The following is a 10592-nucleotide window of genomic DNA, read 5'->3' on the forward strand; positions in this document are numbered from 1 at the left end:
GGACGGGGTGGCCCCGGCCGGCCGATCGATTCGCTCACACCCGGCCCCGCTGTTGGCGGACGCCCCGGCCGCCCGACGTAGCATTGCCCGCATGTCAGCTCCCGTCAGCACCCTCTCCGACGCGATCCAGGCCGCGCTGGCCACCGTCAACGACCCGGAGATCCGTCGGCCCATCACCGACCTCGGCATGGTCCGCTCCGCCGAGATCGGCGAGGACGGCGTGGTCCGGGTCGGGCTGCTGCTCACCGTGGCCGGCTGCCCGCTGAAGGACAAGCTGCGCGGGGACATCACCGCCGCCGTCGGCGCGGTGCCCGGGGTGAGCGGCGTGGAGATCGAGTTCGGGGTGATGAGCCCGGAGCAGCGGCAGGAGTTGCAGGGCAAACTGCGCGGGGGCACCGGCACCGCCGAGCCGGTGATCCCGTTCGCCCAGCCGGGCTCCCGCACCCGGGTCTACGCGGTGGCCAGCGGCAAGGGCGGCGTCGGCAAGTCCAGCGTCACGGTCAACCTGGCCGCCGCGCTGGCCGCCCGGGGCCTGTCCGTCGGCGTGGTCGACGCCGACATCTACGGCCACTCGGTGCCCCGGATGCTCGGCGCGGAGGGCAAGCCCACCCGGGTGGAAGACATGATCATGCCGCCGCAGGCGAACGGCGTGAAGGTCATCTCGATCGGCATGTTCACCCCGGGCAACGCGGCCGTGGTGTGGCGGGGCCCGATGCTGCACCGGGCGTTGCAGCAGTTCCTCGGCGACGTCTACTGGGGTGAACTGGACGTCCTGCTGCTCGACCTGCCCCCGGGCACCGGCGACATCGCCATCTCGGTCGCCCAGCTGCTGCCCAACGCCGAGATCCTGGTGGTGACCACCCCGCAGGCCGCGGCGGCCGAGGTCGCCGAGCGGGCCGGCGCGATCTCGTTGCAGACCCACCAGCGGATCGTCGGCGTCATCGAGAACATGTCCTGGCTGGAGCTGCCGGACGGGTCCCGGATGGAGGTCTTCGGCTCCGGTGGTGGCGAGGCCGTGGCCGAGTCGCTGAGCCGGACGATCGGCGCGCAGGTGCCGCTGCTGGGCCAGATCCCGATGGACAGCCGGGTCCGTGAGGGCGGCGACGCCGGCACCCCGATCGTGCTGGCCGCGCCGGACGCGCCCGCCGCGAAGGCGCTGCACCAGGTGGCCGACCGGCTGGCGGTACGCCGGGAGTCGCTGCTCGGCAAGTCGCTGGGGCTCAAGCCCGCCGGGCGCTGACCGCGTCCCGGGTGTGATCGACCCGGCTGGGCCGATGATGCGGTATCCCCACCGGGGGATACCGCTACCGGGGCCCCGTTGCGGGGATCAACGCGCTGCCGGGCCGCCGCTCAGGTGGCGTCGTCGTAGCTGGGGCGGGGGGCCGGCGCGGGAGCAGGAGTGGCGGTGCTCGTCGCGGTGCTCTTGCGGGCGGCGGCCCTCGGGTCGATCCGGTCGGCGACGCCCTTGAGTTCCTCGTGCACCCCGGTGACGTCCGCCCGCAGGTCGTCGTAGACGCCCTGGAGGGGCTTGCGGATCGCCTGCTCGTCCTCCTCGCTGAGCAGGTGCTTGCGGATGAACGCCTTCGGGTGCAGGTCCTCCAGCTGGATGTCGGTGCCCAGCTCACGGCTCAGGTCGCCGGTCGCGTTGCGGGCCATCGCGCGCAGGTTACGCACCATCCGCAGGCCGTCGCTGATGACGTTGGGCAGCCGGTCCCCGAAGATCAGCAGTGCCAGGAGCAGCAGGACGCCGATCTCCCACCAGTTCAGGTTGTCGAGCACCGCAGGGCCTCCTCGTCACGTCGACCCAAGCCTACGCACGTCAGGCCCCGGTTCGGGAGGGGGTGAACGGCCCTCACTTGGCGTCCGCGGCGAGCGTCACCGAGGCGTTCTGCCGGGTCGACCCGCGCCGGTACTCCACCGTCACCACCGACCCGGGGGCGAACTTGCGGACCAGGGCGATCAGGTCGGTCGGATCGTTGATCGGCCGACCGTTGAGCCTGAGCACGACGTCCCCGGTCCGCAGCCCCGCGCCGGCCGCCGGACCGGCCGGTTCCACGGCCGCCAGGCGGACCCCGACGCCCGCCCGGGTGGCCGTCCCGGTCCCGGCGACCTGGGCCCCGATCACGGTACGCCGGGCCTTGCCCGTGCCGATGATGTCCTGGGTGATCCGTTTCGCCTGGTTGATCGGGATGGCGAAGGCGAGCCCGATGTTCCCCGCTTCCTGCCCCTCCGCCACCAGCGACTTGATCGTCGAGTTCACCCCGATCACCCGGCCGGCGGAGTCGACGAGCGGGCCACCCGAGTTGCCGTGGTTGACCGCCGCGTCGGTCTGGATCGCCGCGTAGTAGCGGACCGGCCCGCCCGGCTCCCCCGCCTGCATGGTGCGGTCCAACGCGCTGATGATGCCGGCGGTGACCGTGTTCGCCAGGGACAGCGGCGAACCGATGGCCAGCACCGGGTCCCCCACCGCGAGCGCGTCCGAGTCACCGAACTCGATCGGCCGCAGCCCCGTGCGGTTCACCTTGATCACCGCGATGTCCGATTCCGGGTCCTGGCCGACCACCGTCGCCGGGGAGCTGCTGCCGTCGTTGAAGGTCACCGACGCCCGGCCGGTGCCGTCAGCGACCACATGGTCGTTGGTGACCACGTAACCGTCGGTGCTGACGATGAACCCGGACCCCTCGCTGGTGCCGGCCGGGCCGGCCACCCGGATCGTCACCACGCTGGGCAGGACCCGGCCGGCGACCCCGGCCAGCGAGTCCGGGCGACGCTGGGCCAGCGCGGGACCCTCGGCCGGGCCGGCCCCCAGGGTGACCCCGCCGCCGACACCGCCGCGCACCGCGAAGGCGTACCCGAGGGCACCGCCCAGGGTGCCGGCGAGCAACGCCACGATCAGCGGGACGAGCAGCAGTTGGCGCAGCCGAGGCCGGCCGGGCGCATCCGGGTCGGTGACCGGCTCCGGCGCGGCGCCGGCGGCCGGCACGCTGGGCAGCACGACCGCAGCCGGGGCGTACGGGTCCCGCCAGGGGTCGGCGAGCGCGTCGGACCACCAGGGTGAGGCCGACCCGCCGGCACCGCCGTACGGCGTCGCCGGGGCCGTCTGCGGCGGGCCGGGCGGCGGCCCCGCCGAACCCGGAGTCCCGCCGGGCACTCGCCAGTCCCAGCCGTCGGTCACGTCGGTGCCTCCCAGTCGTCCCCCGGTGCCCCGGGCCACGACCGGGGGTGGCGGTCACGGCGCAGGGGGCACCCCATCCAGGATTGCACGGATGCGCCGGGCGGAGTCAGCTCTTGTCCGCCCGCACCCGCCCACCGCCCGGCTGCGCGCCGCCCGGACCGGTGCCGTGCCCCACCCGCCGGGCCGCCGCCGCGCCGTCCGGACCGTCACGGGTGGACTCGCGGCTGCGCCGAAGGAGCCTCGCCTCTAGGCTCATAGCGCCCACCCGCTCCCCGCACCATCACCACCGCCCGGAGGTGTCCCATCGCCACGGTCGCCAGTTCCGGCAGCCCGACGGCGCAGTCGTTGCAGTTCGCCGAGTCGTACGTCGGAGAGGACATCGTGCTGCGGACCGCCCGGAGCCTCGCCCGGGAGGTCGGCCTCGACGCGGTCACCCCCGGCGCCGGGTCGGCGCTGCGCCTGCTCGCCGCCGCCGGCAACGCCCGCGCGGTGGTGGAGATCGGCACCGGCACCGGGGTCAGCGGGGTGTGGCTGCTGCGCGGGATGCGCGCCGACGGGGTGCTCACCACCATCGACGTCGAGGTCGAGCACCAGCGGATCGCCCGGCGGATCTTCGTCGAGGCGGGTTTCCCGTCCGGTCGTACCCGGATCATCACCGGCCGGGCGCTGGACGTGCTGCCCCGGCTCGCCGACGGCGCGTACGACCTGATCTTCGTCGACGGTGAGACGACCGGCTCCGCCGCGTACGTCGACGCCGCCCTGCGGCTGCTGCGCCCCGGTGGGGTGCTCGCCCTCAACGGCGGCTTCGCCGGTGGCCGGATCGGCGACCCGGCCGCCCGGGACGCCGAGACGGTGACCATGCGGGAGACGGTCAAGGCGATCCGGGAGGCCGAGCAGTGGATTCCGGCCCTGCTCCCGGTCGGCCACGGCCTGCTGGCCGCAGTCAAGTGCTGAGCACGACCGGGCGCTGAGCAGGACCGGGCGCCGGCCGCGCCGGGGCGCGGGACGGGCACCCGGTCCGGCGGCGGCTCAGTCCAGCGTCGCCAGCCAGCGCAGCAGGCCCCGGACGCCCCAGCCGGTCGCGCCCCGGGTCAGCTCGGCGTCGTCGCCGTCGGCCCAGGACGGCGCGGACATGTCGATGTGCAGCCAGCGGTCCCGCAGCTCCCCGGTGAACTCGCGCAGGTAGAGCGCGGCCATCACCGAGCCGGCCCCCCGGTCCGGGGAGCTGTGCCGGTCGGCCAGGTCGCTGCCGAGGTGTTCGAGGTAGTCGGCGGGCAGCGGCATCCGCCAGGCCGCCTCGCCCGCGTCGGCCACGGCGGCCAGCACGGCGGCGGCCAACTCGTCGTTGTCGCTGTACAGCGCGCCGGTCCGCTTGCCCAGCGCCACCGCGTTCGCGCCGGTCAGGGTGGCCAGGTCGAGCAGCAGGTCGGGGCGGAGTTCCCGGGCCGCGTAGCCGAGCGCGTCGGCGAGCACCAGCCGCCCCTCGGCGTCGGAGTTGGTGGTCTCGCTGGTCGTCCCGTCGTAGTGCCGGATGACGTCGCCGGGGCGGAACGCCGACCCGCTGACCATGTTCTCGGCCAGCGGGGTCAGCGCGGTGACCCGGACGGGCAGCCGCAGCGCCGCCGCGCCGAGGGTGGCCGCGACCACCGCCGCCGCGCCGGCCATGTCCTTGCGCATCAGCTTCATCGCCGGCACCGGCTTGATCGAGATGCCGCCGGTGTCGAAGGTGATCCCCTTGCCGACCAGGACGACGTGCTGCCGGGCGTCGGCGGGCCGCCAGTCCAGCTCGACCAGGCGGGGGCCGCTGGCCGAGCCGGCGCCGACGGCGAGGATGCCCCCGAAGCCCTCGTCCGCGAGTTCCTGCGGCCCGCGTACCCGCAGGTGCAGGTCGGGCCGGTCGGCGGCGGCCTCGGCCACCTGGGCGGCGAACCACTGCGGGTTCTTCACCGCCGAGGGGGTGTTGGTCAGGTCCCGGGCGAGGCGGGTCATCGCGGCGGTGGTCCGGGCCGTCTCGACCGCCCCGGTGTACGCGTCCGGCGTGGTGGTCAGCAGGGTCACCCCGGCCAGCGCGGGCGTCGTCCCCGCCTCGGTCAGCCGGAACCGGTACGAGGCGAGCAGCAGCCCCTCGACGACGGCCCGGACGACCCCGGCGGACGCGTCGACCGGCACCGCCAACGTGACATGTGTCTCAGCTACGGCGGCACGGGCCAGCGCGGCGCCGGCCGTCCGCCAGGCCCGTTCCCCGCCGTCGCCCACGCCGAGCAGCAGCAGCCGGGCCGGGGAACCACCGGGGCGTAGCTGGGTCAGCGTCTCGCCCGCCCGCCCGGTAAGCCGGGTGACCGGCAGCAGCGCCCGCGCCTGCGCCCGCACCTCGTCGGTGGGCGGCGACGCGGTGGCGACCAGCGCCGGTGCGGCGTCGTCCGCGTCGGTGGCGGCGCGGACGGGCAGGACGATGACGTCCGACCCGTCGGGGGTGGCGGCGAGACTGATGGCGAGCACGCTGGACCGTACCTCCGGGAAAAGTTGGCGGTGCGGGACCTCGACGACCCGCTGGGGACAGACGAGGTCCCTGAGTCACCGGCGGTGCCGGTGACTCAGGGACCAGGGACCTTCCGCGCGGCACCGCGCGGAGTGTCGGCCGATCAGCCGGCAGCCGCCTTCAGCGCGTCACCGAGCGCGTTGGCCTCGTCGGGAGTCATCTCGACGACGAGCCGGCCACCGCCCTCCAGCGGGACCCGCATGACGATGCCCCGACCCTCCTTGGTGACTTCCAGCGGACCGTCGCCCGTCCGCGGCTTCATCGCCGCCATGTTGTCTCCCCTCAGACCTATACATCAGGGTCGGTGTACTGCCCCACAGCCACTTCGTGATGACCACCCGCAAGGTACGCGGGGGCGTCGACCACGATTTTCCCTGATGAACACCGCCGGACCCAAACCGGAGCAGCATTGATGTAACAGCATCTAGCTTATCTTGAGAAGGCCTGTCACAATGTGCGGTCATGCAGGCACGGTCGGCACTCTTCGACCTGTACGGCGACCATCTCCGCACGCGAGGTGGGCGCGCACCGGTCGCCGCCCTGGTGAAGTTGCTGGCCCCGCTCGGCGTCGCCCCGCCGGCCGTCCGGACCGCCGTGTCCCGGATGGTGCGCCAGGGCTGGCTGGAGCCGCTGCGGCTCGCCTCCGGGCCCGGGTATTCGATCACACCGAAGGCGGTCCGCCGGCTCGACGAGGCCGCCGCCCGGATCTACCGCACCGGCCGGATCACCTGGGACGGGCGTTTCGACCTGCTCGTCCTGTCCACCCCGACCGCCCGGCGGGACCGGCAGCGGCTCGCCGCCAACCTCAGCTTCCTCGGCTACGGCACCCTCGACGAGCACACCTGGGTGGCGACCCGGGCCAGCGAGGACGTCGACCTGCTGCTGGAGGAGGCCGGGGTGCGCTACGAGCGGTTCACCGCCGCGCACGCCGCCGGCACCCCCGGGGCGATGGGCGTGGTCCGCCGCGCCTGGGACCTCGGCGAGATCGGGCACGCGTACGAGCGGTTCGTCGCCGAGCAGCGCGCCCAACTCGCCGGGGTGACCGTACGCAGTGGCGACGAGGAGGCGTACGCGGCCCGGTTCCGGCTGGTGCACGCGTGGCGTACCTTCCTGTTCCAGGACCCTCAACTCCCTCCGGCACTGCTCCCCGAACGCTGGCCCGGCACCGCCGCCGCCAGCTTCTTCGACCGGCACGCCGCCCGGCTCCGGCCGGCCGCCGACCGGTACGTCGAGCAGTGCCTCGACGCCGGCAACCGGGTCCCCCGACAGAAGGGCCGTTAGAGACGTGACCGAGCCGCTGCTCGTCGACCGCACCGATGGCGTGGTCACCCTGACCATGAACCGCCCCACCGCGATGAACGCGCTCGACGTGGCGCTCAAGGAGGCGCTGCGGGACGCGCTGGCCGCGCTGGAGACCGACCGGTCCTGCCGGGCCGTGGTGCTGGCCGGCTCGGGTGGCTCGTTCAGCGCCGGCCAGGACCTGCGCGAGCACGTACAGATCCTGGAGTCGCCGGGCCGGGACCCGCTGGACACCGTCCGGGCGCACTACAACCCGATCGCCGCCCGGCTGGCCAACCTGCCCAAGCCGGTGGTCGCCGCCGTCCGGGGCATGGCCGCCGGGGCGGGCGCCTCGCTGGCGTTCCTGGCCGACTTCCGGATCGGCGGGCCGAAGACGAAGTTCCTGATGGCGTTCGCCGGGGTGGGCCTCGCCGCCGACACCGGGGCGTCCTGGACGCTGCCCCGGTTGGTCGGCCACGCCAAGGCCGTCGAGCTGCTGATGCTCGCCGAGCCGGTCGCCGCCGACGAGGCGTCCCGGCTGGGCCTGCTCACCCGGCTGGTCGACGACGACGAGCAGGTGCTGCCCACCGCGCACGAGCTGGCCGCCCGGCTCGCCGCCGGCCCGACCGTCGCGTACGGGGCGATCAAGCGGCAGCTCTCCATCGCCGACGCGGGCACCCTCGCCGACGCCCTCGCCGCCGAAGCGCAGGCCCAGTCGATCTGCGGCGGCACCGCCGACCACCGGGCCGCCACCACCGCGTTCGTCAACAAGCAGAAGCCGGTCTTCCAGGGCAACTGAGCCGGGTGGGCCGGCCGGGCGGGCGCGCGACGACATGCCGGCGTCAGCGGGCCACGTACCCGCCGTCGATGGGCACCGTGTGGCCGGTGATCCAGGCCGCGTCGTCGGAGCAGAGGAACAGCACCACACCGGCCACGTCGTCCGGGCTGGGGATGCCGGGTTTCGGGTTGAACGACTCCATCCGGGCCCGCATCTCCGCCGGGTCGGGCGCGCTGTCGATGAAGTGCCGTACCAGCGGGGTCATCACCACCGTGGGGGCGACCGCGTTGACCCGGATGTTGCGGGCCGCGTACTCAACCGCCGCCGACCGGGTCAGCCCCACGATGCCGGCCTTGGTGAATGTGTACGGGGAGATGTTCTCCTGCGCCGCCAGGCCGGTGGTGGACGAGGTGTTGACGATCGCGCCCCCGCCGCCGCGCAGCATCGCCTCGATGCCGTACTTGAGCACGTGGAACACCCCGTCGCCGTTGATCCGGCGGACCTTCTGCCAGTTCTCGACGTCCATCTCGTGCAGGGGTTGCTGCCGGCCGTCGATACCGGCGTTGTTGAAGATCAGGTCGATCCGGCCGTAGCGCCGCACCGCGTCGGCGACGCCCTGCTCCACCGCGTCGGCGTCACCGGTGTCGACGGTGACCGCGAGGGCGTCGGGCAGGTCGGTGGCGAGCCGCTCGGCACCCTCGGTGTTGATGTCGGCGACCACCACCCGGGCACCCTCGGCGGCGAACCGCCGGGCGGTGGCCTCGCCGAGCCCGGAGGCACCACCGGTGACGAATGCGACCTTGTCCTGGAACCGCATCGGCCCTCCCTCGACCGGCCGACCGGGCGCCGGCACCGGTGCGCCCATACCCGGTCGGCGGGCGGCTAGTCGTCCTCCTCCGGGTCCTGGTTGGCCTCGACGCCCAGCACGAACGCCTGCATGGCCAGCTCGTCGCCGCTGGGCGAGACGAACGCGGGCAGCTCGGCCGGGCCCAGCTCCTGCACGTACGACCAGAACAGCCGGACCGCCTCGGCCCGCGACTCGGCCTCGATCGGCAGGTCGAGGCTGACCAGCCAGGTCCGGCGCGACGGCGGCGGGCCGAGCCGGTCGACCAGCTCGCGGTAGGTGCCCGGGTCGAGCGGGGTGACCGGGCCGGCGACGGCCACCTGCCCGGCCGGCACCGGCGCGTCGAACGACCGCCGGGTGTAGGTCACCAGCAACGCCCGCTCGTCGTTGCGGGCCACCCGGCCCAGCGCCACCAGCCGGGGCGGCCCGTCGGCCAGCACCGCCACCCGGTCACCGGGGCGGGGGGCGGGCCCGCCGGCCGGGACGGCCAGCTCCAGGGTGTCGTGGTGGACGAGGCGTTCGGCGTCGTGCCGCCCGGCCGGGAGCAGCACCGCCCAGGCGTCGCCGCCCGGCCCGCCGTCGACGTCCGTCGGGCCGGTGCTGCGGTGGTCGGTCACGGTCATGACCCCATCCCATCACGGGAGGAGACGGCACCGGCGTGGCAGCCCGCGAGATGGTCGTCGACCATGCCGGTGGCCTGCATCAGCGCGTACGCCGTGGTGGGGCCGACGAAGCGGAAGCCCTGCTTCTTGAGCGCCTTGGCCAGGGCGACGGACTCCGGGGTCGACGCCGGCACCTCGGCGAACGACCCGGGCCGGGCCGGCCGGGGCGGCGGCGCGTACGACCAGAGCAGGGCGGAGAGCCCGGCGGGCAGGGTCAGCGCGGCGCGGGCGTTGGCGATCGCCGCCTCGATCTTGGCGCGGTTGCGGACGATGCCCGCGTCGGCGAGCAGCCGGGTCACGTCCGCGTCGCCGAAGGCGGCGACCCGCTCGATCCGGAAATCGGCGAAGGCGAGCCGGAACGCCTGCCGTTTGCGCAGGATGGTCAGCCAGGACAGCCCGGACTGGAACGCCTCCAGGGTGAGCCGTTCGTAGAGGGCGTCGTCGCCGCGCAGCGGGCGGCCCCACTCGGTGTCGTGGTAGGTCGCGTAGTCCGGGGTGCTCGCCCCCCAGGCGCAGCGGGGCAGGCCGTCGGGGCCGGTCACCAGGTCAGTCACCCGTCACACGCTAGGCCAGGGGCCTGACACCCGGCATCGGGGCCGGGTGACGCGACCCGGCCGGCCGCGCTGCGGGGCGTCAGGGCGTGGGTGGGCGGGGCAGCCGGCCGGACTCGACCAGGCGGGCGAAGCGTTTCAGGGCCAGCGTCAGGCTGGCCTTGGAGCCCGGCCAGAGCAGCGGCCAGGCGACCCGGCCGGCCGTGCCGCCGGGCAGGTGGAACCACTCGTGCCAGACCACCTGGGTGCGGTCGTCGGCCAGCGGGGTGCAGCGCAGCACCCCCGGGCCGCGCAGGAGCTTGCCGCAGTGCACCACGCCCACCTCGTACGGGGCGTCGACCCGGACCACCCGCATCTCGTCGCGCAGCGCCGCCGGCCCGAGCGCGGTGACCGCCTCGACGAGGCTGCCCTCGCCGCCGTCGCCCTCGACCACCCGGACCCGGGTCAGCGGAATCCAGTCGGACTGCCCCTCCCAGTCGGTCAGCGCGGCGAAGACCCGTTCGGCGGGGGCGTCGACGATCACCGTGGCGGTGAACTCGCCGGCACCGGGCTGGGCCGCCTCGTCGGCCAACCCGCCGCCGGCCGGATCGGGTCCGGTCACACCGGCTCCGAGCGGACCACCGCGCCGCCGGGACGGTCCGCGTCGGGCTCCCCGGCCCGGTCCGTGCCGGGGCGGTCGTCGGCCGGCGGGTCGTCGGCGGCGGCCGCCCCGGTCGGCGGGTCGTCGGTAGCGGGCGTGTCGGTCGTCCCGGTGGACGGGCGGAC

General features: G+C 74.7%; 12 protein-coding genes. 4 read left to right on the forward strand and 8 right to left on the reverse strand.

Translation table 11 applies throughout. From position 1 onward, the window contains the following. The first annotated feature begins 91 nt into the window (after positions 1-91). Entirely contained in the window at positions 92-1240 is a 1149-nt protein-coding gene (locus tag H1A17_RS25595; RefSeq protein ID WP_194823076.1) for a P-loop NTPase, read from the forward strand. Between the two features lie 110 nt (positions 1241-1350). Here the strand turns inward: H1A17_RS25595 and H1A17_RS25600 are convergent, their stop codons facing one another. Together H1A17_RS25600 and H1A17_RS25605 are read right to left on the reverse strand one after the other, a co-directional pair. Next, positions 1351-1779: a preprotein translocase subunit TatB gene (locus H1A17_RS25600; RefSeq protein WP_145917751.1), complete on the reverse strand. Its 429-nt coding sequence runs from the start codon at positions 1777-1779 to the stop codon at positions 1351-1353. A 73-nt stretch (positions 1780-1852) separates the two neighbouring features. Further along, the gene (locus H1A17_RS25605; protein WP_194823079.1) at positions 1853-3190 is read right to left on the reverse strand and encodes a S1C family serine protease; all 1338 of its coding nucleotides are present in this window, start codon (positions 3188-3190) and stop codon (positions 1853-1855) included. Positions 3191-3520: 330 nt separating this feature from the next. On the opposite strand from H1A17_RS25605, the gene H1A17_RS25610 reads away from it, so the two are divergent. Continuing rightward, entirely contained in the window at positions 3521-4129 is a 609-nt protein-coding gene (locus H1A17_RS25610) for an O-methyltransferase (protein ID WP_228544213.1), read from the forward strand. 75 nt (positions 4130-4204) lie between these two features. Here H1A17_RS25610 and H1A17_RS25615 read toward each other — a convergent pair whose 3' ends face one another. Then, positions 4205-5674 (reverse strand): M17 family metallopeptidase, encoded by a 1470-nt coding sequence (locus H1A17_RS25615; RefSeq protein ID WP_145917749.1) that lies wholly within the window; start codon positions 5672-5674, stop codon positions 4205-4207. A gap of 143 nt (positions 5675-5817) precedes the next feature. After that, positions 5818-5985: a DUF3117 domain-containing protein gene (locus tag H1A17_RS25620; protein WP_007455245.1), complete on the reverse strand. Its 168-nt coding sequence runs from the start codon at positions 5983-5985 to the stop codon at positions 5818-5820. 191 nt (positions 5986-6176) lie between these two features. On the opposite strand from H1A17_RS25620, the gene H1A17_RS25625 reads away from it, so the two are divergent. Both H1A17_RS25625 and H1A17_RS25630 read left to right on the forward strand, forming a co-directional pair. Then, entirely contained in the window at positions 6177-6995 is an 819-nt protein-coding gene (locus H1A17_RS25625; RefSeq protein WP_088647021.1) for a PaaX family transcriptional regulator C-terminal domain-containing protein, read from the forward strand. A 4-nt stretch (positions 6996-6999) separates the two neighbouring features. Beyond that, a complete protein-coding gene (locus H1A17_RS25630) occupies positions 7000-7791 on the forward strand; it encodes an enoyl-CoA hydratase/isomerase family protein (RefSeq protein ID WP_145917748.1) in 792 nt (263 codons plus the stop codon). Positions 7792-7834: 43 nt separating this feature from the next. On the opposite strand, the gene H1A17_RS25635 is transcribed toward H1A17_RS25630, so the two are convergent. The 4 genes from H1A17_RS25635 to H1A17_RS25650 form a co-directional block, all read right to left on the reverse strand. Further along, positions 7835-8587 carry an SDR family NAD(P)-dependent oxidoreductase gene (locus H1A17_RS25635; RefSeq protein WP_145917747.1) on the reverse strand — a complete coding sequence of 251 codons (753 nt, stop codon included), beginning with the start codon at positions 8585-8587 and terminating at the stop codon, positions 7835-7837. A 65-nt stretch (positions 8588-8652) separates the two neighbouring features. After that, the gene (locus H1A17_RS25640) at positions 8653-9237 is read right to left on the reverse strand and encodes a hypothetical protein (protein WP_145917746.1); all 585 of its coding nucleotides are present in this window, start codon (positions 9235-9237) and stop codon (positions 8653-8655) included. Continuing rightward, a complete protein-coding gene (locus H1A17_RS25645) occupies positions 9234-9830 on the reverse strand; it encodes a DNA-3-methyladenine glycosylase I (protein ID WP_194823077.1) in 597 nt (198 codons plus the stop codon). The genes H1A17_RS25640 and H1A17_RS25645 overlap by 4 nt, the downstream gene beginning before the upstream one ends. A 79-nt stretch (positions 9831-9909) precedes the next feature. After that, a complete protein-coding gene (locus H1A17_RS25650) occupies positions 9910-10428 on the reverse strand; it encodes an SRPBCC family protein (protein ID WP_145917744.1) in 519 nt (172 codons plus the stop codon). Positions 10429-10592 lie beyond the last annotated feature (164 nt).

The organism is Micromonospora sp. S-DT3-3-22, assembly GCF_015354745.1.
GTDB lineage: Bacteria > Actinomycetota > Actinomycetes > Mycobacteriales > Micromonosporaceae > Micromonospora > Micromonospora wenchangensis.

Coding starts and splice junctions, on each gene's coding strand:
- H1A17_RS25595 (WP_194823076.1), top strand. CDS start 92: ATGTCAGCTCCCGTCAGCACCCTCTCCGACGCGATCCAGGCCGCGCTG.
- H1A17_RS25625 (WP_088647021.1), top strand. CDS start 6,177: ATGCAGGCACGGTCGGCACTCTTCGACCTGTACGGCGACCATCTCCGC.
- H1A17_RS25640 (WP_145917746.1), bottom strand. CDS start 9,237: ATGACCGTGACCGACCACCGCAGCACCGGCCCGACGGACGTCGACGGC.
- H1A17_RS25635 (WP_145917747.1), bottom strand. CDS start 8,587: ATGCGGTTCCAGGACAAGGTCGCATTCGTCACCGGTGGTGCCTCCGGG.
- H1A17_RS25620 (WP_007455245.1), bottom strand. CDS start 5,985: ATGGCGGCGATGAAGCCGCGGACGGGCGACGGTCCGCTGGAAGTCACC.